27 protein-coding genes are annotated in these 24,486 nt (G+C 31.5%); 7 read left to right on the plus strand and 20 right to left on the minus strand.

The window, feature by feature from the left end:
• Positions 1-135 precede the first annotated feature (135 nt).
• Genes CVIC12175_RS03690 through CVIC12175_RS03725 form a run of 8 tightly spaced genes read right to left on the minus strand, consistent with a single transcriptional unit; the run spans position 136 to position 8,327 of the window.
• Positions 136-1,152, minus strand: coding sequence for a GGDEF domain-containing protein (locus CVIC12175_RS03690; protein WP_086315864.1), 1,017 nt, complete (start codon positions 1,150-1,152; stop codon positions 136-138).
• Positions 1,133-2,194, minus strand: coding sequence for a GGDEF domain-containing protein (locus CVIC12175_RS03695; RefSeq protein WP_086315865.1), 1,062 nt, complete (start codon positions 2,192-2,194; stop codon positions 1,133-1,135). Before CVIC12175_RS03695 ends, CVIC12175_RS03690 begins: the two co-directional genes overlap by 20 nt.
• Positions 2,191-2,922, minus strand: coding sequence for a 3-deoxy-manno-octulosonate cytidylyltransferase (kdsB, locus tag CVIC12175_RS03700; RefSeq protein ID WP_086302356.1), 732 nt, complete (start codon positions 2,920-2,922; stop codon positions 2,191-2,193). Before kdsB ends, CVIC12175_RS03695 begins: the two co-directional genes overlap by 4 nt.
• The gene (gene thrC, locus CVIC12175_RS03705; protein ID WP_086302354.1) at positions 2,919-4,649 is read right to left on the minus strand and encodes a threonine synthase; all 1,731 of its coding nucleotides are present in this window, start codon (positions 4,647-4,649) and stop codon (positions 2,919-2,921) included. Before thrC ends, kdsB begins: the two co-directional genes overlap by 4 nt.
• Positions 4,646-5,488 carry an acetylglutamate kinase gene (gene argB / locus CVIC12175_RS03710; RefSeq protein WP_086315866.1) on the minus strand — a complete coding sequence of 281 codons (843 nt, stop codon included), beginning with the start codon at positions 5,486-5,488 and terminating at the stop codon, positions 4,646-4,648. The genes thrC and argB overlap by 4 nt, the downstream gene beginning before the upstream one ends.
• Complete coding sequence (locus CVIC12175_RS03715) at positions 5,472-6,455, minus strand: tetraacyldisaccharide 4'-kinase (protein WP_086302350.1); 984 nt, start codon at positions 6,453-6,455, stop codon at positions 5,472-5,474. Before CVIC12175_RS03715 ends, argB begins: the two co-directional genes overlap by 17 nt.
• Positions 6,448-7,581 carry a DegT/DnrJ/EryC1/StrS family aminotransferase gene (locus CVIC12175_RS03720; protein ID WP_086302348.1) on the minus strand — a complete coding sequence of 378 codons (1,134 nt, stop codon included), beginning with the start codon at positions 7,579-7,581 and terminating at the stop codon, positions 6,448-6,450. Before CVIC12175_RS03720 ends, CVIC12175_RS03715 begins: the two co-directional genes overlap by 8 nt.
• A 14-nt stretch (positions 7,582-7,595) precedes the next feature.
• The gene (locus CVIC12175_RS03725; RefSeq protein ID WP_236861092.1) at positions 7,596-8,327 is read right to left on the minus strand and encodes an NAD+ synthase; all 732 of its coding nucleotides are present in this window, start codon (positions 8,325-8,327) and stop codon (positions 7,596-7,598) included.
• A 93-nt stretch (positions 8,328-8,420) separates the two neighbouring features.
• Between CVIC12175_RS03725 and CVIC12175_RS03730 the strand changes: the two genes are divergently transcribed.
• A complete protein-coding gene (locus tag CVIC12175_RS03730) occupies positions 8,421-9,011 on the plus strand; it encodes an MBL fold metallo-hydrolase (RefSeq protein ID WP_086302346.1) in 591 nt (196 codons plus the stop codon).
• Between the two features lie 2 nt (positions 9,012-9,013).
• On the opposite strand, the gene CVIC12175_RS03735 is transcribed toward CVIC12175_RS03730, so the two are convergent.
• From CVIC12175_RS03735 to CVIC12175_RS03745, 3 genes are read right to left on the minus strand one after another with little or no spacing between them, the layout of a single operon-like run.
• Positions 9,014-9,499: a PaaI family thioesterase gene (locus CVIC12175_RS03735; protein WP_086246520.1), complete on the minus strand. Its 486-nt coding sequence runs from the start codon at positions 9,497-9,499 to the stop codon at positions 9,014-9,016.
• A 9-nt stretch (positions 9,500-9,508) separates the two neighbouring features.
• Positions 9,509-10,351, minus strand: a complete 843-nt coding sequence (gene cmoB, locus CVIC12175_RS03740; protein WP_086302344.1) for a tRNA 5-methoxyuridine(34)/uridine 5-oxyacetic acid(34) synthase CmoB — start codon at positions 10,349-10,351, stop codon at positions 9,509-9,511.
• On the minus strand, positions 10,344-10,523 hold the full coding sequence (locus CVIC12175_RS03745) for a hypothetical protein (RefSeq protein ID WP_086253941.1): 180 nt from the start codon (positions 10,521-10,523) through the stop codon (positions 10,344-10,346). The genes cmoB and CVIC12175_RS03745 overlap by 8 nt, the downstream gene beginning before the upstream one ends.
• A 64-nt stretch (positions 10,524-10,587) precedes the next feature.
• Between CVIC12175_RS03745 and CVIC12175_RS03750 the strand changes: the two genes are divergently transcribed.
• The gene (locus CVIC12175_RS03750) at positions 10,588-11,856 is read left to right on the plus strand and encodes a M20/M25/M40 family metallo-hydrolase (RefSeq protein ID WP_086302342.1); all 1,269 of its coding nucleotides are present in this window, start codon (positions 10,588-10,590) and stop codon (positions 11,854-11,856) included.
• A gap of 34 nt (positions 11,857-11,890) precedes the next feature.
• On the opposite strand, the gene CVIC12175_RS03755 is transcribed toward CVIC12175_RS03750, so the two are convergent.
• The 6 genes from CVIC12175_RS03755 to fliW form a co-directional block, all read right to left on the minus strand.
• Positions 11,891-13,060, minus strand: coding sequence for an N-acetyl sugar amidotransferase (locus CVIC12175_RS03755; protein ID WP_086256696.1), 1,170 nt, complete (start codon positions 13,058-13,060; stop codon positions 11,891-11,893).
• A gap of 85 nt (positions 13,061-13,145) precedes the next feature.
• On the minus strand, positions 13,146-13,673 hold the full coding sequence (gene hpf / locus CVIC12175_RS03760; protein WP_086256695.1) for a ribosome hibernation-promoting factor, HPF/YfiA family: 528 nt from the start codon (positions 13,671-13,673) through the stop codon (positions 13,146-13,148).
• Between the two features lie 49 nt (positions 13,674-13,722).
• Positions 13,723-14,163 (minus strand): hypothetical protein, encoded by a 441-nt coding sequence (locus CVIC12175_RS03765; RefSeq protein WP_086255287.1) that lies wholly within the window; start codon positions 14,161-14,163, stop codon positions 13,723-13,725.
• Positions 14,160-14,918 carry a hypothetical protein gene (locus CVIC12175_RS03770; protein WP_141083175.1) on the minus strand — a complete coding sequence of 253 codons (759 nt, stop codon included), beginning with the start codon at positions 14,916-14,918 and terminating at the stop codon, positions 14,160-14,162. The genes CVIC12175_RS03765 and CVIC12175_RS03770 overlap by 4 nt, the downstream gene beginning before the upstream one ends.
• Positions 14,919-14,941: 23 nt before the next feature.
• A complete protein-coding gene (locus tag CVIC12175_RS03775; protein WP_086302338.1) occupies positions 14,942-15,526 on the minus strand; it encodes a hypothetical protein in 585 nt (194 codons plus the stop codon).
• Between the two features lie 20 nt (positions 15,527-15,546).
• A complete protein-coding gene (gene fliW / locus CVIC12175_RS03780; RefSeq protein ID WP_086246512.1) occupies positions 15,547-15,936 on the minus strand; it encodes a flagellar assembly protein FliW in 390 nt (129 codons plus the stop codon).
• A 158-nt stretch (positions 15,937-16,094) separates the two neighbouring features.
• Here fliW and CVIC12175_RS03785 point away from each other — a divergent pair, with 158 nt between their 5' ends.
• The 5 genes from CVIC12175_RS03785 (at position 16,095) to CVIC12175_RS03805 (ending at position 21,707) form a co-directional block, all read left to right on the plus strand.
• Complete coding sequence (locus tag CVIC12175_RS03785; RefSeq protein ID WP_086246511.1) at positions 16,095-16,742, plus strand: outer membrane protein assembly factor BamD; 648 nt, start codon at positions 16,095-16,097, stop codon at positions 16,740-16,742.
• Between the two features lie 8 nt (positions 16,743-16,750).
• Positions 16,751-19,120 (plus strand): endopeptidase La, encoded by a 2,370-nt coding sequence (gene lon / locus CVIC12175_RS03790; protein WP_086302336.1) that lies wholly within the window; start codon positions 16,751-16,753, stop codon positions 19,118-19,120.
• Positions 19,121-19,254: 134 nt separating this feature from the next.
• Entirely contained in the window at positions 19,255-20,688 is a 1,434-nt protein-coding gene (locus CVIC12175_RS03795; RefSeq protein WP_086302334.1) for a catalase, read from the plus strand.
• 82 nt (positions 20,689-20,770) lie between these two features.
• Positions 20,771-21,247, plus strand: a complete 477-nt coding sequence (locus tag CVIC12175_RS03800; RefSeq protein WP_086253933.1) for an ankyrin repeat domain-containing protein — start codon at positions 20,771-20,773, stop codon at positions 21,245-21,247.
• Between the two features lie 46 nt (positions 21,248-21,293).
• The gene (locus CVIC12175_RS03805) at positions 21,294-21,707 is read left to right on the plus strand and encodes a hypothetical protein (protein WP_086302332.1); all 414 of its coding nucleotides are present in this window, start codon (positions 21,294-21,296) and stop codon (positions 21,705-21,707) included.
• 23 nt (positions 21,708-21,730) lie between these two features.
• Here the strand turns inward: CVIC12175_RS03805 and cysK are convergent, their stop codons facing one another.
• Genes cysK through CVIC12175_RS03820 form a run of 3 tightly spaced genes read right to left on the minus strand, consistent with a single transcriptional unit; the run spans position 21,731 to position 24,330 of the window.
• Complete coding sequence (gene cysK, locus CVIC12175_RS03810; RefSeq protein WP_086256694.1) at positions 21,731-22,639, minus strand: cysteine synthase A; 909 nt, start codon at positions 22,637-22,639, stop codon at positions 21,731-21,733.
• A 9-nt stretch (positions 22,640-22,648) separates the two neighbouring features.
• Positions 22,649-23,062, minus strand: a complete 414-nt coding sequence (locus CVIC12175_RS03815) for an RrF2 family transcriptional regulator (protein ID WP_086302330.1) — start codon at positions 23,060-23,062, stop codon at positions 22,649-22,651.
• Positions 23,059-24,330, minus strand: a complete 1,272-nt coding sequence (locus tag CVIC12175_RS03820; RefSeq protein ID WP_086315867.1) for an O-acetylhomoserine aminocarboxypropyltransferase/cysteine synthase family protein — start codon at positions 24,328-24,330, stop codon at positions 23,059-23,061. The genes CVIC12175_RS03815 and CVIC12175_RS03820 overlap by 4 nt, the downstream gene beginning before the upstream one ends.
• Between the last annotated feature and the right edge of the window lie 156 nt (positions 24,331-24,486).

The following is a 24,486-nucleotide window of genomic DNA, read 5'->3' on the forward strand; positions in this document are numbered from 1 at the left end:
TACTAAATTTTCTTATAAAATTAATAAAAAATAGTTATCAATCAAATAATAAAAGTTTTAAATTTATACATTTATAAATTGGCTACAATGTTTTATAACTTACATACAATCGTAAAATAGAATTAAAATGTATGGCTATTTTGTAATTATACAGTTTTTTACACTATGCTTGCCTTTATATAATCTTTTATCTGCTTGTTCTGTAAGTTTATTTGGATCTGTTCCACTATCAGATATACCAAAAGTTACAGTAAAATGAATTGATTGATCGCTTGAAATTTTTACTGGAGTTTGATTGATAATAAATCTTATATTTTGAATTTGATTTATAAAGTTTGTATGGCTAGTATTAGTAGCTACTATTACAAACTCCTCTCCACCCCAACGGCAAACAATATCAGATTTATTTGTATTTTCAGTAAATATTTTTGCTAGAGTTTTTAATACTTCATCGCCGATATTATGACCAAATTTATCATTTATACTCTTAAAATTATCTATATCGCACATAGCCATTGTAATTTTTTTATTGGATTTTTTGGCTAGTATGGTATTTAGTGCGCGTTTATTTATAAGCCCAGTTAGATGATCAGTCTGCGAAGCAGTTTTTAATTCATGTTTATGTTTATGAAGATCTTTGATATTTATCTGATTTACAATGCTATAAATCTTAAATATTATAACAAATAAAAACAACAAAAATCCAAGATTGCTCAGATAAAATATCTGTGCAAAATCTCCGGCTGATTTAGGAAAATAAACATTAGAAATTAGATAAACAAAGACAAAAATAATAAAATCAAATCCAGCCAAAAGATAGGTGATAATGCGTTTTTTAAATATATTTAGATATGTAGTTGATGCTATGGCTATAATGATAAGATAAAATCCATAATCCCACCCAAGAATAATAGTTGCAAGAACTGCTGAGATTACAATATGTAAATGCGATAGCAAAAATGCTCTATCATAATTATTCTCATCTATTGATTTAATTGAAATTGCATAGATAAATAGACCTAAAAACGATATAATAGACAAAATCTTTATATTAATAAGATAAAATAATACAGAGTATAAAAGTGCAACAAACAAAAATAGGGTTAAGATAAATTTAAAATTAAATGATAGATTATCTTTGATTAGGTTCATATTTTTCCGATACTACTTGATTTTTGCCTTGGTTTTTACCGCGATATAGCAAGTTATCTGCGATGCTAATAGCGTGATTGATATCTATAGCATCTTCTATATATAATAGACCAAATGTAGCACTAATAGGAACTTTATTTGGATTAGCACTATGGATTGCTACTCTGGTAGCTTCTGTAATTTGAATGCATTTTTTAATATTTTGGGCTGGTATAATGGCTAAAAACTCCTCTCCGCCCCAGCGACTAATCTTGCCAAATTTAGATATTTTATTATTTAATATTTCAGCTACCTTAGATAGGACAATATCTCCAAATATATGACCATATGTGTCATTTATGTTTTTAAAATTATCTATATCACAAAGGATAATAGCTAGAGATTTTATCTGTTTATTTGATAGCATTTTGAAATTTTTGGCTATAATTTCATTCATTGGTGCTCTATTATATAGGCTGGTTAAATAGTCTATCTCAGCTATATTTTTGTAGCTTATATTTTGTTTTTGAGTAGCGATGATATCAATAGCAGAGATGTTATTGTTATCTTGAAGGACTACAAACTTAACAGCAATCATAAAAAAGCAAAATAAAAAGCTAATATGTTTTAGAGTTTGCGAACCATAATTTATATCTTGGTCTCCAAAGGTAAAATATAATACTATAAACAATATAAGTTGAAGTAATGGAAGCATAATTTTAAGGATAAAATTTTTAATCGGCGAAGCATAATGAATAGCAATAAGCTCGAGTAAAAATAGCTCAAATCCATAACCCCATCCCAATGTAATGATGGATATAACCATGGTATATGTAGCACTTATTTGTATCCATAAGTTTATAATTTTTTCAAATTTTGGTTCGTTAAAATCTATATATAAAGCTACAGATACAAAAAAGCATATAGCAAAATTTGTAAATAAAAAAAACAGTCCAGAATAGGCATACATAGAGCCATATACAGCTAAGATTATAATATATAATAGCAGTAGCTTATGATAGATTTTAGGGTATGATCTTAACTCTTTGGCTGCTATATTCATTGTAGTAAACTAGAGTTAAATCCAAATTTATTAGCTGCGGCTTTGAGATCTTCTATGGTATCAATGCCAATACTATTGCTATTTATCTCTAACATAGCAATCTTTTTGCCACTTGAGAGTGCTCTTAGCTGCTCTAATTTTTCTATATTTTCAAGCTCTTTGGTTGTAAGAGAGCAAAATTGAGCTAGAGTATCTACGCTATATCCATATATTCCAATGTGAGCCTTATATAACTCACAACGACTACGAGGATATGGAATTAGCGATCGTGAGAAGTATATAGCATAATCATCTTTATCTGTGATTACCTTAACTAGGTTTGGGTTTTGCGCTTTTTCATGATCGGTAAATTTCAAACAGCTAGTCATAAAGGCACCATCGTTGATCCTTTGATTGGTAAAATCTTTAAATTTAGCTAGATTTTTTTCTTCAAAAAATGGCTCATCAGCTTGAAGATTTATAATTATTTCATCGCTAGATAGGCTAAGTTTTTTAGCTGCTTCATTGATTCTATCAGTGCCACTATCATGTGCTTTGCTTGTCATTATCGCTTTTATGCCAAATTTAGCTGCAATCTTAGCTACATCCTCATCATCACATGCTACTATTACATCATCGCATTGGCTAGCTAGTTGAGCAGTTTTTACAAACATAGGAACCCCGCCTATATCGGCTAGGATTTTATTGGCAAATCTAGTTGAGGCTAAACGAGTTGGTATTATTATCATTGTTTTATCCACTCTATAATATTTGATTTTATCTGATCTTTTTTGACTACTGTGGTGTGTACTTCATCTTCTTTAAATAGCTTGATTATGCTTTTTGGTATTTTAACATGATACTTACTAGCTAGTAACTCCATATCGGCTAATTCATCATTGCTAACTCTATTTTTAAGAGCTTTAATCATACTTGGTGTAAATTTAACCCATTGAGCTGTAGATGTGATTACGCTTAGACGATCGCAATCTACTAGATTTAGACATGTGGCTGTATGTGGGTCTATTAAGATACCGGTTTTTGCTATTTTACAAATATTTTGCATACACTCATCATCATCGCAATACTCTGCATCAAATTCAGCCTTTAATTGAGCTAATTCATCGCCATTTAACACATATTTTTTATCTGTTGCTAAAGAATCCATTAGCTCTTTAGTTCTTACTGGGCCAAATTTGTCAAATAATAATCTTTCAACATTTGAACTAATTAAAATATCCATAGCAGGGCTAATTGTTTGGATAAGCTCTTTGCCATTTAGATCATATACTCCAGTTGTAAAAAGCTGAGTTAAAATATTATTTTTATTTGAAGCGATTTTGATTTTACCTATATTTGCACCCATTTTTTTAGCATAGTATGCACCAAGAGCATTGCCAAAATTTCCACTTGGGACTATTATATCAATTGGTTCTTTATTGTCATTGATATTTACACAAACATATATATGATAGATAATTTGAAATAAAATTCTACCAAAATTAACCGAATTTGCCGCACTTAGATTGTAGCCAGAATCTCTTAATGCAGATTTAAATTCCTCATCATTTAATAGAGTCTTAAGAGCTTGTTGCGCATCATCAAAATTACCTTCAATACCAATTACTTTTAAATTTGGTGCTTTTTGATTTACCATTTGTAGTCTTTGCACCTCACTGGTGCCATCTTTTGGATATAAGCAGACTACCTTTATATCTTTGGCGTTTTCAAATGAGCTTAATGTAGCTGGACCAGTATCTCCGCTTGTAGCGCACATTATTAGCTGTTTATTGCCATTAGCTAAAGAGCTTAAAATTTGGCCAAAAGGCTGAAGTGCCATATCTTTAAAGGCTCTTGTTGGACCATGCCAAAGCTCATTTATGTATAAATTTTTACTGATTTTTTTAATCTCTACGGCACTTTTATCAAATTTTTCATATCTTTCTAAGGCTTTTTTGAATTTATTTAGACTTATGTTGAAATTAAATTTTTTTATAATTTCTAAGGCAAATTTAGAATAATCCATACCAGATAATTTTTTAAATTCTTTTTTGCTAATTAATGGTAGATTAATTGGTGCATATAAACCACCATATTTAGCCGCTGGGCTAAGAAGTGCTGTATCTAAATTTACAACTTCAGTTGGTTCATCGATATTTTGCGCTCTTGTAGATACTAGCTTTGGAGCTGTGATATCTTGTAAAGCCTCTAAGCTTTTAGTGCCTATTTGACTTAGTTTAGCAATAGTTAAATTCTGGCTTATATTTGGATTTTCTTTATCTAAAATCACTTTAATTTTCTTAAATTTACCAATTATAACCAGTAGAGCCTCTTGGCTTTTTAGCTCTTTATTATCCCATGCTTTAGCTTGAGCTAAATCAAGGCAAAAAACCTGACTTACACACTTATGAGTAGCCAATTTTTTAGCTAAATTTGATGCTTCTAATCTGTCTAATACTATACTTAAAAGTTTCATTTGATTATACTCCCTATACCTTCATCTGTAAAAATTTCTAATAATAATGAGTGTGGAATTTTGCCATCTATTATGTGAGCTGCGCCTACGCCATTTTGGATACACTCTAAACAAGCATCTACCTTTGGTATCATTCCTCCACTTATAGTGCCATCTTTTTTAAGTTTGTCAATACTTTCTTTATCAAGTTTTCCTATTAAATTTGAGTCTTTATCTAAAACGCCTCTAATGTCGCTTAAAAATATTACCTTGCTAGCTTTTAGCTTGCTTGCGATCGCACTAGCACATAAATCCGCGTTTATATTATATGATTCATATTCATTTCCAACAGCAATTGGTGCAATTACTGGGATTAATCCATCATCTAAAAGCGAACAAATTAGCTTATCATCTACACTAGTAATATCGCCTACAAAGCCATATCTTCCATCGCTCATTACTTTAGCTTTTAGCATATTGTCATCTTTGCCGCTTATTCCTATAGCTCTTGCACCATGCTTATTTAGCATACTAGTAATCTCTTTATTTACTAATCCGCTTAATGCCATCTCTACTACTTTCATAGTATCAGCATCGGTTACTCTAAGACCATCTACAAATTCGCTTTTGATATCAAGTTTATCTAAAAATGAGTTGATAGTCTTGCCGCCACCATGGACTAGGACTACTTTTATACCGACAATTTGTAAAAGTACAATATCTCTAGCAAAGTCATTTTTGAGTTTTTCATCTATTTGAGCTGCGCCACCATATTTGATAACAAAAACTTCATCTCTAAATTTTTGGATATATGGCAAAGCACTAAGAATCACCTCAGCTGTTCTACTGCTTTTTAGCATATTTTTCCTTTTTAAATTTTTGATGTATTGTATCTGAATTTTTGTAGTTTTTGATAAATATCTCAATTTTATTTGCTAAATTTGGCAAAATAGTAGTTTTAAGGTCTAAAATTGAAACACTTAAGCCAAAATCTTTTATTTTTACATAGTCTTTTTGTGTTACTAAAAGTGAATCAGCATTATATTTTTTGAGTATATTCTCACACTCAAATTTGCTAAATTTATGATGATCGGCAAAAAATTCACGCCCTACGCACTTATTAAATATAAACTCCAGCCTTGAAGGATTGGCAATAGCAGTCATTAAAACCATTTTATGGCAAGGATTTATAATTGTGGTTTGTCTATTTATATCGCTACTACTTAAAATAATATCAGCTAAATTATAAAAGCTTTTTGGATAGCGATAAACACCACTTGGAATAGTAAAATTTAGTCTTGGATTGATAGCTGGCTTTAGTAAAATATTTAACTTATAAATATCAGCCTTTCCAAACCCATCATCTAAAATCACAAGCTTAGCACCAAGTTTTATAGCTTCATTTATAGCGATTTTGCGGTCGTTTGAGACTATTACATTGGCATTTTGTAGATTTGTGGCATACTCCATTGCCTCATCGCCACTAGTTGCTATATCGCATTTAATATCACCATTTAGTGCTACAATTTGCATATCTTTTGACTCTCTTTTATAACCTCTTAAAATTATAAATGTTTTATATTTATGGCTAAATTCGTTAAATAATGCTTTTGTAAGTGGAGTCTTTCCACTACCGCCTAAGACTAGATTGCCAACACTAATTACGGGAATATCAAATTTAATTGGTTTAGCAAGTTTAAATTTAATCCACACTATACAATAATATATAGCTGAAAATGGCAAAAGTAGGGCGCTAATAATTAGCTCAAAAAATTCTGGCTGATAGAAGTATTTCTCCAGCCAGATGTGAAATTTGCGATTAAACACGGGTTTGTGCTACTGACTTGACTGCATTGCAGATATATAGAGCCTCTTCATCACTTAGGGCTGCATATATCGGCAAAGAGAGGATTTGCTGATAGGTTTTGAGTGCTTTTGGAAAGTCATTTACCCTTAGGTGATACTTGTTTTTATAGTAGCTTAGTAGGTGCATTGGGCGGTAATGAAGACTAGTGTGAACGCCAATCTCTTTTAGTTCTCTAGCAAAACTATCGCGGTTTTTATCAATCTTGATTATATATTGATTATAGATATGATCTCTTTTGGCTACTGGAGTAGTGATATGTGGGCAATCTTTTAACTCCTCATTATATATAGCGGCTATGGCTTTTCTACGCGCTATAAACATTCCTAATTTTTCAAACTGAGCAATACTATATGCAGCACAAAGAGAATTAAGATCATACTTTTGTCCGATATCTATAACATCATACATATAGCCTAAGTTGCCATCTTTATCAAAGCTATCATTGATTATGGCGTGATTGCGAATAAGTCTTGCACGACTAGCTATCTCATCATCATTAGTAACTATAATTCCAGTTGTTGCTACTGCGTGTTGAACTTGTGGATTGATCTGAAAGCAAGACATATATGAGTCCATATTGCCAATTAATTTGTCATTATATGTAGCACCCATAGCCCTACTAGCATCATCTATAATTTTTATATCATACTCATTAGCAAGTGAATATATTGCATCCATATTGGCGCTTTGACCAGCTACATGAGTTATAAATGCTGCTTTTAACTTTTTATGATTTTGTGTTTTTAAAATTTTTTCTAACTCATTTGGATCGATGTTAAAATCATCTTCATCAATATCTACAAATATAGGTTCAGCATCAAAATGCCTAATAACTTGAGCAATACTAGGAAAGGCATTGACTGAACAAATAATCTTATCTCCACGCTTTAAATCCATCGCACATAAGCTTAGATGTATAGCAGCAGTTCCGTTATTTGTAGTGATTGCATGCTTAGTGCCAAAAAAATTCTTTATTTGATCTTCTAAATCTTCAACCATATAGTTTGCATTTTTTTCTAAGGTCTCTTTGATAAGTTCATGCTCTCTATCAGTAATTAATGGGCGAAAAAATGGTATATCTCTCATCAAATCTCCTATTTTTATATATTTGGTATAGCTGGTAATTTTAATTTAAAACTATTTTTGGCAATTCTAGTGGTAATTTCATCTTTAAATTTATTATCAAATTTAGATAAATCTTGATTATTTTCTATAGCTTTTAGTAGTTTATCGATCTGTTCATAGCTATATCCTAGATCGTTCTCATCGCTTTGGTTTTGCCATAAGTCTGCGCTTGGGGCTTTATTGATTATATTTTTATCAATATCTAGATAAGAGGCAAACTCAAAAAGATCGCTTTTATAGATATTAGCAATTGGATTAAGAGCGCACGCCATATCTCCATAAATAGTACCATATCCTAGCATTCGTTCACTTTTGTTGCTTGTGCCTACAACTAAAAAGTCAAACTTGCTAGAATGATCATATAGAATTATCATACGAATTCTAGCTGCTATATTTCCTACTCTTAGCCTATTATTTGGATCGCTAAAAGGCAAAAATTTATCTAAAATTTCACTAATATCTATTATCTGATAATCAATTTTTAGGCTTTTACATAGATTTAGTGCATCGACTAAATTTGCTTGATTTGAGCTAGAAGTTGGCATAATAAGAGCTTTTGTAGGTGCTACTTTAGAACAAAGTGTAGCTACTACTGCTGAGTCTAGCCCGCCACTTACTCCAATTATAAAGCCCTTTGCTTTAGAGGCTTTTAGATAAGAATCAAGAAAATTTAGAAGGTTATTTTCTAATAATTTAAAATTTTCCACTAATATCATCCATAAAAATATTAGTAAATTATATCTAGATTAAGGTAAAATATATCTTATAATATTTAATTTTTTTATTTAAAAGGTAGTAAAATGCAGATTATTTCAAGAGCTTTTGGGATTTATGAGACTAATTGTTATGTAGTTGTTTTAGATAATGGTGAGGTGATAATAGACCCAGGTGACGGAGCTTTGGAGTGGATTGAAAGAGTATGTAAAAATCCTTTGGCTATACTTTGTACTCATGGGCATTTTGATCATATATATGATTGTGATGCTATAAGGGCTAGATTTGGTATAAAAATTTATATGCCACGCAGTGATGCTTTTATGTCTTTAAATGATCCGTTTAAACTTTTAGAGGCTAAATTTAGCCCCAATGTGTTAGTAGATGATAAAGATGAGATAGAGCTTGATGGGGTAAAGTTTTGCTTTCATCATTTTCCAGGACATACTCCAGGGTGTAGTGTTATTACGGCTGATGGGATAATGTTTAGTGGAGATTTTATTTTTAAAAATTCAATCGGTAGATATGATTTTCCTTTTAGCGATGGAGAGCTAATGAAAAAAAGCTTAAAAAAGGTACTTGAGTTTCAAAATTATAAAATTTATCCAGGGCATGGAGCCGCAACTACTTTAGATGCAGAAAGAAATTCTTTAATTAGATGGGCTCAAGCTATATAGGGCTATTGCTCATCTTCATCAGATACTTTTTTCTTTTGTTGTAGTTTGAAAATATGCTCTTCTAATACAACTATTTGATAGGTGCCTTCAAAGACTTTTATCCCTTTGATGGTGCCTATTACTTTTACTTCACGTTTTTTAGACTCTTCAAAATAAGCATGAGCTTCAAATTCGATTAAATCACCAACTCTAGCTGGAGCATATAGATTAACTTTAGCACCGATAGTAACTGAGTATTGAGTATTTACAGAGACATGTGCGGCTAACTCAGCTGCTCCAAAAATAAATCCACCATGAATCAGCTTCTCATCATCAAAAATCATCTCATTACTAGTTACTAAAGCAGTTTTAGCATAGTTTGGCTTCATATCTAATATTCCACCACATAGGGTTGAATTTATATTAATTGGGATATTTAAAAGCCCTTGAAAAAGTTCAGAGCTATCAATAAGCCCTATATCTTGCAAACTCTCATCATATTCACTCATAATCTACCTTTAAGTTAATCTTATATAAATTCGCTTTGGTGCTGGATAGCCTTCAATTGTTTTTGAGCTATCATTTGGGTCTAAAAAATCTCCTAAGCTTTGACCATCTATCCACTGTGTTTTTCGCTGTTCAAATATATCAGTATCTTTAGTTACTAAGATTTCAAAGCTTTTAAATTTAGCTCTTTGTGTCCAGTTTTGCAACGCCTTTATGCTTGGAATAAAGCTAATATTTGGAATCTTTGAGTAGCTTGTATTTGGACTTAGTACCATCTCATCATCACGATCTATATACATAGTATCTATAAATACTTCTCCGCCTGGATTCATTGCTGATTTTAGTTCTTTTAGACATTTAATTGGATCGCTTCTATGATATAAAACTCCAAGACAAAATATAGTATCAAATTTCATCTTATAACTTGGCAAACTCTCCACGCCAGCAATTTCAAATTTAATATCACTTTTAGCAAATTGATTGATAAAACTAAATTGCAAAAAAGCTAACTCGCTAGGGTCAAACCCGGTTATACTTTTTGGCTTATATTCAAGCATTTTAAACATATAGTAGCCATTATTGCATCCTACATCAGCTACGCTTTTGCCTTCTAAATTTAAATATGGCTTTAAGATATTAAACTTAATAAAGCTTTTCCACTCGCTATCTATAAAAAGCTCATTTAGATTAAAAGGTCCCTTTCTCCATGGTTTTAAAGCTATTGCGATATCCTTAATCTCACTTGAGAAATTTGGTATTTCTAATCTTACGCTATCGTCTAAAATAAGCTTGCAATTATCACCATTTAATTTTAAAATTCTACTTAAAAGCTCATCATAGGCTCTATTATTCATATATATCTTTCCACTCTAGTAGATTCTCATCGCATTTTTTATGATATACTCCAGCTGCGTCATAATACTCTTTGCAGCTATTGTAGTATTTATCTGAAATTCCGCGTTTATTTACCCATAGACACCCTTGCAAAAATAGTGCCAAAATAATAAAAATAGTTAAATTTTTCATAGTGATAATGTTACCATTATTTTGTTTAATTAGATATAATTTTATAAAAATTTGGGAGTAAAATATGAAAATATTGGATAAATTTAAAGAAATTTGTGCTATTCCACATTGTAGTTTTGATGCGTTAAAGCTTAGAGATTATCTGGTTGATTTTGCTAAAAGTAATGGGTTTAGTGTAGAAGTTGATGAGTTTGATAATATTTATGCTATTAAAGGTGAGCCAAAAATCTGCCTTCAAGCACACTATGATATGGTTTGTGTTGGAGATGCACCAAATATCGAATTAATTGATGATGGTAAAATTTTGCGAGCTAAAAATTCTAGCTTAGGTGCTGATAATGGAATTGGTGTAGCAATTATGATGGAGATGATAACTAAATTTGATAATCTTGAGTTACTTTTTAGCGCAAATGAAGAAGTAGGGCTTATAGGTGCTAATGGATTTAATAAAAAGATTAAAAGTGGTAGGCTTTTAAATTTAGATAGCGAACATGAAGATGGAGTATTTATAGGATGTGCAGCTGGTGAGTTGATAGAGGCTAAAATCCCGCTTAAAATGGTAAAATATAGCCAAAAATTATTTGAATTGAGTATAGGTAATCTACCAGGTGGCCATAGCGGTTTAGAAATTATCAAAGATATACCAAATTCGCTAAAGATTATGGCTGAGTTTATAGCTAAAAATGGCGCTAAATTAGTAAATATTGAAGGTGGCGAGAGAAGCAACTCAATTCCAGTTAATGCTAAAGCCGTAGTTATGTGTGATAAAATATCATGGATTGATAAGAGAGTCAAAGTAAAAGAGTTGGGAATTGGTAATGAAATTTTGGAGTTTGGCGATAATATTTTAGCTCTTATAAATAGCTTTGCTCAGGGCGTAAGAAGCTATGATGAGAATTTAAATATTGTGCGAGATAGTATAAATTTATCTACGATTAAAAATGAAGATGGATTTATAAAAGTTGAGTTTTTTGCTAGGTCTATGAGTGAGACTGGACTTGAGAGAATTAAATTTGAGACAAAAACTTTGGCTAATTTAGCTGGGTTTGAAGTGAGCTTTTTTGAAAGAAGCGGAGCATGGACTCCAAATGTTGGTGAGTTTGCAAATGTCGTTTTAGGGTTTATGCAAGAAAATAATCCTAAAGTTAAATTTCAAGCTGTTCATGCTGGACTTGAGTGCGGCGTATTTGTCGCTAAGCAAAATGGATTAGAAGCTGCATCAATAGGGCCAAATATCTACTCTCCACATAGTATAAATGAACACTTAGAGATTGACTCACTAGAAAAAATAGCTAAAGTGGTAGAAAAAATAGTAGCATATTATCAAAATTAATTAAATTTGGCTTTAAAGCCAAATTTAATAAGATTTAAAATTCTAATCTTTGCATAATATCTTTAAGATTATGATCGCCTTTGATAGGTTTTATCTGCCAGATTGGATTTTTAAGCTTCCAGCCATCTTCGCATTGTTCAAACATATCACCTCTAAATTTTTCACAATATTCTAACACTTGGCTTGGTGTTAAATCTAGATAAGAGGCCATCTTTTGCATATAAAACTCACCATATTTGCCATCAAGCTCACGCAGTAGATATTTACCTTCATCTTTAGTGATATTTTTATTTCTTAAATCATATGCTACATGGTCGCTGCACTGTCCAAAGCCAAATTTGATATATTTAAAATATTGATTAACAATAGTCATATATGTGTCTAATTGAGAACACCTGCGATATGTGCCTAGGTCATATGGATTGACATCTTTAGGATATATGCTAAGACCTCGCTCAATAGCAAATTTGGCATTATGCTGCATACTCCATTTGTCTGTATAATAATTTAGCCATACAGCAGTTACACCCTTTTTGGTGAGTTCATCTACTGGAACCTTGTATAAAAATAGATCTTTTAGTTCAGTCTCTTCATCCATATAGATTTCTATTGGATTATCTTTAAGAGTATTTGAATTTACGATATTTAGAGCGTTTCCGCTACTATCTTGTAGGTTATTTTTAGCACCTAGGGTAAGAGCAGCATTCTCACCTTGTAATATCATAGGGATATTAAACATATCAGCAATTATATAGGCTGAGGCATAAAGCGTGTATTCAAGAGGTTTTACGGGATTTAGATACTCATAAAATGCTTTTTTCATCAGCTTTTTTGCTAAATTTCTATTTGGATTTATAGATATTGTCTCAAAACCATGACGCTTTAAATTTTCAAAATTTGCTCTTCCAATTGGCGTAATATCCATCGGCTCGCAATTAACTAGTAAAACTCTAAGCCCTAAAATATCTCTAGCATAAAATGCTTGAAATGTCGAGTCCTTGCCACCGCTAACTCCTATTACGCAATCATAAGCACCTTTGGCTTTTAGTTTTGCATTTTGAGCGATGGATTTTAACTCATCTTCTCTAGTTTTCCAATTTATTATTTTTGATTCATCTTGCCATAGACACGCACCACAAATTCCGTTTTTAAAAACTACCCCCGGGCGAGTATTTGGCTGCAGGCATCTGCTGCAATATTCCATTATATACCTCTATAAAATTAAATTAAAATAAAAAAAAAGGGGGGGGGGTAGGCGGACTACCTCCCTTTTTTAAAAGTTTTAGATATTAGTATAGACCAAATTTTCCATCATTTCTTTTGTATAGAACGCGCATTTTAGCATCCATATCATTAAATACATAAAATTGCGCACCGCTATCTTTTAATTTAGTTAAAGCCTCTTCAACTTCCATTGGTTTATATAATTCAAGTTCAGTTGGTATAATCTCATCAGCACCTTCGATTGATACTTCATCAGCTATAACTCTAGATTCTTTTAGTTCATCGCTATTTTTATGAGTTACTAGTTTATCATGATGTCTGCGAAGAACCTTGCTAGCTCTATCAAGAGCTAAATCGATTGCAGCGTATAGATCTTTATCTTTTTGGCGGATTACTATTGTGTCTTTTTTGGCTAAATTAATAGCAAACTCTACATCAAAACCTTTTTTGCCATTTCTCTCATCAGCTGAGATTATGGCTTTAGCTGAGATTATATCTAAATTATATTTGCTAAGTGCATCAAATGCGCTATCACAATAGCTTTTGATAGATTCAGTTAGCTCAAATTGTCTACCTACTATACTTGTATTCATAGTATTCTCCTTTGAAAAATTTACGCTATTTTAGCATAAGTATCCTTATTTAGGGCTTTTGAGTGGTTATTTTGCTTATTTTTATAGGAGTTATGGCTAGATTTGGATTGGTTTGAACCATAGTGTGCATTATGGCTGATTGGATATTTTGAGTAGTTGTATCTATCTCATGCCAAATTTTATCTACACACGAAGATGGCCTTTTACCGCCTATATATTTTATTGTTACTTGGGATTTTAAAATGTAGTTTTGATTATCTGGATAGTATAGAATAAATTTGCTAGGACAGCTTGTATCAAAGTCATTTCGTTGAATTTGAGCTATGGCATTTTGTGTAGCTGAGATGGCTATTAGTTTAGCTTGTGAGTGGATGTAGAGCTGGTTTGTAATAGATGTTGCTGTAGATGTAAGCGTTATAGTATTTAATGCTAAGGCAGATATAGCAACTATAAAAACAATAGCTAAAATAAGGCTAAATCCATCTCTCATATGCTGCTACTTTTACAAAGTTCTACATTATCAATATCAAATAAACATAGTCTAAAAATAGTATTTGCGCCGCTTTGTTTTATATTAAATGAGCTAATATTATTTGCTAAGATATTGCTTCTTATTGGTGTGTTTAGATTATTTGGGCTAAATTCTCTTAGATATAGTGTATTATTTTGTAGTTTTAGTGATATTAGATTATGGCTTAGATAGTAAATTTCACTTATAAAAAGTGGCTGATTTTCTCTTTTTATAGTAATTTTATCACTATTTGCATCTAATATCTTATATGCATTTTGATAGATATTATCGCTACCTTTAAAGATAATTCTTATATCATTATTATTAAAATTTAGATTGCTTATTATACTATCTTTTTGATTAGAGTTAAAAATACTTAATGGTGAGGTTAGATTTATAAGATCAGATGTAATTTTTATATCATTTATATCTACATAGCCGCTCCAATTAAATTTACTACTACTATTTTGACGACAATCTAAGCTTTGATTAAACCATATAAATTCATCTGAATTTGCAGTAGAATCAAGTGGTAGAATTTGGCTATTATTTTTTATAGATATGGACTCTTTAATGCTTTGCTGGAGGTAATTTTCTATAATTAGCATAGTATTTATAGCGTTTGATTCTAATCTAGTAATTGCTAAACTTTTAAGATAATTACTGTGTAAGGAGTGATAAATTTGAATTATTACGCCTATTAAAATAGTTCCTACAACTATAGCAAGTATCATTTCAAGTAGGCTAAATGCTTTTTTCATGGTTTTGTTGGAGCAGGGATTATTAGGCTTTTAATTAGCGGTTCGCCAATATTGTAACTATATGCTTTTAGTATAATTGGTTGATTATTTGCTTTGGTAGTTATAGTTATTTGAACTGTATCGCTTGGGGTATATTTTATAGTGTTATTTAACCTAAATCCATCTATAAATCCAACGCTTATTTTATAATCTAAATTTAATAAATTCTTTGAATTAATCCCAGCTTTTAACTCTTTGCTATCTTGGTTAAATCCATTTATGCTATTTTTAGCCATATTTATACTATTTGGTAAGATAGCAGATATATGTCTGCTAGTTAGCGAATTAGATGGGATTTCATTGCTGTGATAGATAGGCTGTGCTAAGGCTGGACTTATGCTATCGTTCCAAGGATGAGTCATTATATTTAGTAGTTTGGTGTAGCTTGAAGTAATAGCTTCAGATAGAATTATATCCATACTACTTTTATATGAGCTTTGCAATATAGCCGGAAGTGATGAGAGTGCAATAGAGATAATAATAATAGAAAGAATCAACTCAATAGATGAAAAAGCGTAACGCATAGATATATCGTGGCTCAAAAGAGCCACTTACAAATTAGTTATTGTTTTTGAACATATTTACTTATTTTTTCTGCTTGACCAAAATTTGGATAATAGCGATTATCTAAAACGATTTGTGCTAAAGTAGCAGATGTTGTATTGCAAAGTACTGGAGCTAAGAAATTTACAGTAGATTCTTCAATTGGGCTACTAATAGCAACGATTGCATATAGCTCTAATTTAGAATTCTCATCTATTTCAAGTAGATTTTTATATGGAGTTGGAATATCAAATTCATAATCTGGACGAAGCGCATATGGGTTGATCATGGTAAAAGATGTTTTGCTATCTACATCTTGCATTTTAACAAAAAAATCATCAATTTTGGTTACTTCAACCTCTTTGATGTTTTCAAATCCAGGGATAGGGTTTTTAACAGAATATTTCACTTTACTCTCCTTTAAATTTGGGTTTAGTGTTATTGTAGCATTTTTTATTCCAAATTCATAGACTTTATGAGTAAATAATATAATTTTTTATTGATAATGTATAAATTTACCAAAATATTGCTATAATCACCAAATTTTAATATAATAAGGAACAAAGTATGAGAATAAAATTTAAATCTGCTATTTTTGTCTTATCTTTGACTTTGCTAGCTGGTTGTGGAGCTAAAAAAGATAATGAATTATATAATCTCACTCCAGATCAGTGGTATAATCAAATTTTAAATGATATCAAAGATGCTGATTTAGAATCAGCTGATAAGCACTATATCTCATTTGCTAGTGAGCATATAGCTAGTCCATATCTAGAGCAGGTTTTAATGATTTTAGCTAATGCTCATGTAGATGAAGAAGAGTATAAAATGGCAAATTTCTATCTAGATGAATATATTAAAAAGTATGGAACAAAAAAGAGTATAGAGTATATTCAATATTTAAAGATTAAGGCAAATTTTGATTCATTTTCTAAGCCAAATCGTAATCAAAAATTAGTTCAAGATAGTATTGCTCAGATTAATGAGTTTTTAAAAAACTATCCAAATACTCAGTATAGAGCGCTTTTAGAGACTATGTTGATTAAATTTAGATTGGCTGATTATTATTTAAATGTAGAAATTCAAGAACTTTACAATAAGCTTGATAGAGAAGACTCAGCTAAGATATATCAAGAAAAAATTGATAATTCACCACTAAATGATATTAATTCTACTAAGGCAAAACTACCTTGGTATATGACTCCATTTGAATAAGGAATATAATGAGTATAGCTAATTTACCAATTATAGTTGAAGATGAGTTATTTTTATATCCTTTTATGATTACTCCAATATTTTTAAATGATGAGAGAAATATTAAAGCACTAGACTTAGCCTTAAGAGATGATAGTCCAGTTATGATAGTTTGCTCTAAGCCTTCAAGAGGAGGTGAGAGAGAATTTGATTCTATCTATGAGTATGGTGTAATAGGTAATGTTATGAGACGAGTTACTATGCCCGATGGTAGAGTTAAGATCTTGTTTCAAGGATTAAATAGAGGTAAAATCATATCTGCAATAGATATAGATCCGCTCATAGCTCAAGTAGATACTGTAATTTTAGATGAGTATGATATAAATAGAATAAAAGCTAGTCTAAGTGTATTAAAAGAGAGTGTAAAAAGCTTAAGTTTATTAAATCACTTCTTTCCACCAGATCTTCTTCGTACCATTGATGATAGCAATGAGGCTAGCAGGGTTTGCGATCTTGTGTGTAGTGCTTTACATCTTAAAAAAGATGTAGCTTATAACTTTTTTATCCAAACAGATTTAGAGCAAAAAATATTAGATATTATAGAGTATCTAAATGCTCAAATAGAGACAAATAAACTTCAAAAAGAGATAAAAACTAAAGTAAGCTCTAGAATCGATAGAGCTAATAAAGAGTATTTTTTAAAAGAACAACTAAAAGAAATTCAGCGTGAATTAGGTATAGATTTAGATAAAGAAGCTCAAATTACACAGTATAAAGAGAGACTTGAAGCTAAGCGTGAATTTATGAGCGAAGATGCCTATAAAGAGATTAATAAAAATATATCAAAATTGAGTAAAATGCATACAGATAGTGCTGAATCTAGTATGACTAGCAGCTATTTGGATTGGGCTTTAGATATGCCTTTTGGTAGCTTTAGTTCTAAAAAATTAACTGTAAAAGATGTTCAAAAAGAGCTTGATAAAGATCATTTTGGGCTTATAAAGCCAAAAAGTAGAATTATAGAGTATTTTGGACTTAAAGAGCTTTTGCATAGTAGAGGATTAGAAGATAATAAAGGGGCAATTTTATGCTTTGTAGGGCCTCCTGGAATTGGTAAGACAAGTTTAGCAAATTCAATCTCAAATGCATTAAAAAGAGAGCTAGTGCGTATAGCTCTTGGTGGGTTAGAAGATGTAAATGAGTTACGCGGACATCGTCGCACATATATAGGTGCAATGCCAGGAAGGATAGTGCAAGGCTTAATTGAAGCAAAAAGTATGAATCCAGTAGTGGTATTAGATGAGATAGATAAGATTGCAAGATCATATAAAGGCGACCCGACTGCTGTATTGCTTGAGATATTAGACCCTGAACAAAATAGTAAATTTCGTGATTATTATTTAAATTTCCATATAGATTTAAGCAAAGTAATATTTATAGCTACGGCAAATGATGCTAGTGCTATACCGGCTCCACTTCGTGATAGAATGGAGTTTATTTGGTTAAATAGCTATACACCACAAGAAAAATTTGAGATAGCAAAGAGATATTTATGGCCAAATGAGCTTAAAAAGCATGGATTGCAAAGTAGTGAAGTAATGATTAAAAAAGATGCTCTTAATTTATTAATTAGCGATTATACTAGAGAGAGTGGTGTGAGAAATTTACGCCATAGAATAGCTGATATATTACGAAAATCTGCCTTAGAGATATTAAATAATCAAACACAAAAAATAGTAATTACAACAAAAAATTTAGAAAATTATCTTGATAAAAAAGTTTTTGAAATTGAGATTGTAAGCAAAAAAAATGAAATAGGTATAGCAAATGGCCTTGCATGGACAGCAGTTGGCGGAGATGTGTTAAAAATAGAAGCATTAAAGATAAAAGGCAAGGGTACTATGCAAATCACTGGTCAGTTAGGCGATGTGATGAAGGAGTCTGCTACAATAGCTTTTAGTCTTGTAAAGAGTCTGATAGATAAGGGCGAAATTTCTATTCCAAAAAATTTAATTCAAATAGATAAAGAAGGCGAACAAAAAGCTGTATATGATAGCTATGATTTACATATACATGTACCAGAAGGTGCTACGCCAAAAGATGGCCCAAGCGCAGGAATTACAATGAGTGTTGTTATTGCTTCAATTTTAAGCGATACTCCAATTTATAGCAATGTTGCAATGACTGGAGAGATTACTTTAAGTGGAAAAGTATTGCCAATTGGCGGGTTAAAAGAGAAGCTAATTGCAGCTTATAAAGCAGGAGTTGCAAAAGCAATAATCCCACGTAAAAATTATGATAGAGATTTAAAAGATATCCCAAATCAGGTTTTAGATAATATGGAAATTATCGCTGTTGATACAATTGTAGATGTGTTAAAAGCTGCACTTGTAAAATAAATTTAGCTTTAAATCAAATTTGGAACTAAAATTAGGATATAAATTTATATATAATAATTTTTATTATTTACCAAATATTATTTATATTTAGATACTATTTTGCCATAGATTTAATTTATCAAAAAGGAAATCATATGACAAAACAATTAAATACAGCTAGCGGAAATCCAATTAGCTCAAATCAGTTTAGTATCACAGCAGGTGCTACCGGCCCAGTATTACTTCAAGATTATCAATTGATTGAAAAACTTGCATTTCAAAATAGAGAGAGAATCCCAGAAAGAACAGTCCATGCTAAGGGTAGTGGTGCATATGGTGTTTTAGAGATTACTGAAGATATTAGTAGATATACTAAAGCAAATGTGCTTCAAAAAGGTGAAAAAACTAAATTATTTTTACGCTTTAGCACGGTTGCTGGCGAGGCTGGTGCAGCAGATGCAGAAAGAGATGTTAGAGGATTTGCAATTAAATTTTATACTAAAGAGGGCAATTGGGACTTAGTAGGTAATAACACACCGACATTTTTTATCAAAGATGGTATGAAATTTCCAGATTTTATCCACTCTCAAAAAAGAGACCCAAGAACACACTTAAGATCAGCAAACGCTGCGTGGGATTTTTGGACACTAAACCCTGAGACAATGCATCAAGTAATGATCTTAATGAGCGATAGGGGAATCCCAGCAAGTTATCGTCATATGCATGGTTTTGGCAGTCATACATATAGCTTAATAAATCAAAATGGTGAGAGATTTTGGGTTAAATTCCACTTTAAAACTCGTCAAGGTATTAAAAATCTAACCAATGAAGAAGCAGCTAAGATCATAGCTGTAGATAGAGAGAGTCATCAAAGAGATCTATATGAGGCAATTGATAGAGGTGAGTTCCCTCAGTGGGATTTTAAGATTCAAATAATGAGTCAAGAAGAGGCTAATGAGTGCGAGTTTAATCCATTTGACCTAACTAAAATCTGGCCTCACTCTAAATATCCACTTATAAATGTAGGCGTTTTAACTCTTAATCAAAACCCTAAAAACTATTTTAACGAAGTAGAACAAGCAGCATTTAGTCCAAGCAATATAGTTCCAGGTATTGGTTATAGCCCAGATAGAATGCTTCAAGCTAGAATTTTTAGCTATCCAGATGCTCAAAGATATAGAGTTGGTGTGCATTATCAACAACTTGAAGTTAATAAGCCAATAGTTGAAGTCAATAACTACTATGTAGGTGGAGCTATGAATAATGGTAGCTATGCACAAGAAAAATCAGCATATTATGAGCCAAATAGCAATGGTGGGCCAGTTGAAAATGCTAAATTCGCTGAACCAGATTTAGCCATAGGCGAGATAGCACAAAGATTTAATCATAGAGAATACTATGCTGATTATTATACAGATGCAAGGTCATTATATGCAATATTGTCAAGTGATGAGAAAGCCAGACTTCATTCTAATATAGCACAAAGCATGAATGGTGTAAGCGATGATATAATCCAAAAAGCGTTAAATCATTTTAGATTAATTGACCCAGCTTACGCTGATGGCGTAAAAGCTGCACTAGCTAAGTAGTATAAGCCCCCCAATTTTTGGGGGCTTATTGTAAATTTAAGTATCATAAAAATGCAATTTAAATTTGCAATAAGGAATTAAGATGATAACACAAGAAGAAGAAAAACGATATGAAGAGCTGTGTGGATATGCGTTTAATTTTGCTAGAAATAATGAATTTGCTCAGTTAGAGTTAATGCTAAATGCAGGATTAAATGTAAATCTTAAAAATCATAAAGGCGATAGTTTGCTAATGTTAGCTAGTTATAATGGTTCATATGAGACAACTAAGATGCTTTTAGAGCGTGGTGCAAATGTTGATGAGAGAAACGATCGTGGTCAAACCCCGCTAGCTGGAGTATGCTTTAAAGGCAATCTCGAGATAGTTAAGCTACTTGTAGAAGCAGGAGCTGATATCGATGCAAATAATGGAATGGGGCTTACTCCATATAGTTTTGCTATTATGTTTAATAGGGCAGAAATTGCTAAGTATCTATTAAGTAAGAGTAAAAAAAGAGGTATATTTAAAATAATAAGTGCTAAAATACTTGGAATATTTAGTAAAAATAGTGCTGCTTAAGGAATAAAAATTGCTTATTTTATCTAATAATTATTAAGGATAAAATATGCAAATAAATAATATATCAAAATATCAAAATGAAGTATATGGTACTTCAAAGCATTATGAAAGCGATGTTGAATTTAAAGATATATTATCTCAAATGCTACAAAGTGATAGCAAAAGTAGTAGTGTAGATAGCGTTGATACTTTTAGAGATAATATAAATAAATACGGTATAATGAATACTGTAAATATTATGAATAATGAGAAAATTGAAAAGCAATTAGAGATTAAAAGAGCTGAGCTTTTAAAGGCATTAGATGTTTCAAATATGAATCCATCTGATAAAGCAGCAGCACTTGCTAGTATCGAAGAGACACTAGCTAGATATAAAAAAGATTTACAAAAATTAAATTCAGCCTATGATAGTGAAAAATTAGAAAATAGTAGTCTTAAAAAGTTATTTGCAGCTATATAATTTGGAGTGAAACCACTCCAAATTTACTCATAAAGTACAGTTGATAGATATCTCTCACCAGTATCGCATAGGATTGTAACTATTGTTTTGCCTGGATTTTCTTTGGCTATTTGACTAGCTGCATAAATATTTGCCCCACTTGAGATACCTACTAATAAACCTTCGCTTTGAGCTAAAGCTTTAGCTGTGGCGATTGCATCTTCATTTGATACAGTAAAAAGCTCATCTATAATATCTCTATTTAAATTCTTTGGTATAAAGTTTGCACCTATGCCTTGGATCATATGCGGGCCTGCTTCACCTTTGCTTATAAGTGGTGATTTTGCTGGTTCTACGGCAATAACTTTAATATTTGGATTTTTAGATTTTAATATCTCACCTACACCGCTTACTGTTCCACCAGTGCCAAATCCTGCTACAAATATATCTACTTTACCATCAGTATCATTCCAAATTTCAAGTGCAGTTGTTCTTTTGTGCATATCTGGATTGGCTGGATTATCAAATTGGCTTGGTATAAAGCTATTTTGAATCTCTTTAGATAGTCTTATAGCTTCATCTACTGCACCTTGCATACCATATTTTGGATCGGTTAGTACAAGTTCAGCACCAAAAGCTTTAAGAAGTTTTTGGCGTTCTATACTCATTGAACTAGGCATTGTAAGAATAATTTTTAAACCGCGTTCAGCTGCTATCATCGCTAAACCAACGCCTGTATTGCCACTTGTTGGTTCGATAATTGTAGTATTTTTATCAATTTTATTAGTTGCAATTGCGTTTTCTATCATATTTAATGCGATTCTATCTTTTACAGAGTGGCTTGGATTTAGAAATTCGCATTTAGCTAAAATATTAGCCTCATTGCCAAATTTATTTATTTTTATAAGCGGAGTATTACCAATTAATTCGCTTACGCTATTTGCAATTTTCATATTTTTTCCTTATATTATATAGTTTAGATATTTGCCAGCTTGTTCTTGGTCAATCTTGATACTACTTAGAGGTTGCATAAAAAGCTCTTTTAGCTTTTCATTATACTCTTTAAAAAATATATCATAAGAGCTATTTTCTAGCTCTATGCTTACTAGATTAAATTCATTTTCTAGACTATTAAATATATCATAAAGAGTAATTTCATCTATAGCTTTACTAAGATAATATCCACCTTTAATACCCTTAATACTACCTACTATTCCATCTTTTCGTAGGCTATTTAGTAGTTGTTCTAGATAGTTTTTTGATACATCTATGGCTATAGAGATATCTTTTAAGGAGACAGGATTTGTCCTATCTCCTTTTGATATCTCAATTATTGCCATTAAGCCATATACGCCTTTTGTAGTAAGTAGGCTCATTTTAATGCTTCTTTTAAGTCATTGATTAAATCATCTGCATTTTCTAATCCAATACTTAGGCGGATCAGTCCTGGAGTAATACCAGCAGCTGCTAATTCATTAGCTGGGAGTTGTTGGTGAGTTGTGCTAGCTGGATGAGTAATTATAGATTTACTATCGCCAATATTTACTACTACGCTAAAGATTTTAACATTATCAAGTACGCTTGTAGCAGTTTCAAAATCAGCTACTTCAAAGCTTAAAAGACCGCTAGCTAGCCCATCAGTGAAATTTGCTTTTACATACTCATTTAATTTTGAGCTTTTTAATCCTGGGTAATTTACAGATTTTACCTTAGGATGTGATTCTAAAAATTCAGCTACTTTTAGAGCATTTTTAGAGTGTTCTTTAACTCTGATACTTAGAGTTTCTAGTCCTTGGATTAGTTGCCAAGCATTAAATGCTGAGAGTGTAGCACCGATATCTCTTAATAGGCTTAGACGAATTCTAAGAGTATATATATCAAATACACCAGCTAAATCAGCATAAACTAGGCCATGATAACTCTCATCAGCTGTGTTGAAGTGATCATATCTTTTATTGCCTACTAATTTTTTATTTAGTTGCTCGCCAGCTACGATCGCACCAGCTACGCTAAGTCCTTGACCGCTGATGTATTTACTAGCACTGTGAACTACTACATCTACACCTTTTTTAATAGGATTAAATAAAATTGCAGTTGCAACTGTGTTATCAGCTACTGTTACAACACCATATTTATCAGCTATTTCAACGATTTTCTCTACATTTGCAATTGCAATTTGTGGGTTTGATAGAGTTTCAAAAAATATTGCTTTTGTATTATCATCTATTAATGATTCTAGATCTTCTACGCTCTCAGAATCAAAAATTTTAGCTGTAATACCAAATCTTTTAATAGTGTGAGTAAGAAGTGTTGTAGCACCACCATAAATTTTCTTAGCTACTATGATATTATCACCAGCTTGAGCTAAATTTGCAATAGCAAAAAATATCGCAGCTTGACCGCTTGAAGTGCTAATTCCAGCCTTTCCACCCTCAAGTGCTGCTATGCGAGATTCAAATACATCAAGGGTTGGATTAGTAAGGCGTGAATAGATAGGCCCAAGCTCTTTTAATGTAAATCTATTTGCAGCAGTTTGAGCGCTACCAAAGTCATAAGCTGTGCTTTGATAGATAGGCACTGCCATAGCTCCTGTGCCAACTTTTGTATCGTATCCATAATGCGTTGCTAAAGTTTCCTTTTGCATTTTATCTCCTTTTGATTGAATTATGAGCAGAATTGTAGCATAAAATTTAAGTAATGTCAAGTAAATAAATAAAATATATATATTTTTATAAATTTAACCTATAAAATATCGATATAAACGCTATTTTAAATATATACTAATATTATATATTAAATT

Source organism: Campylobacter vicugnae (assembly GCF_002139875.1).
Lineage (GTDB): Bacteria > Campylobacterota > Campylobacteria > Campylobacterales > Campylobacteraceae > Campylobacter > Campylobacter vicugnae.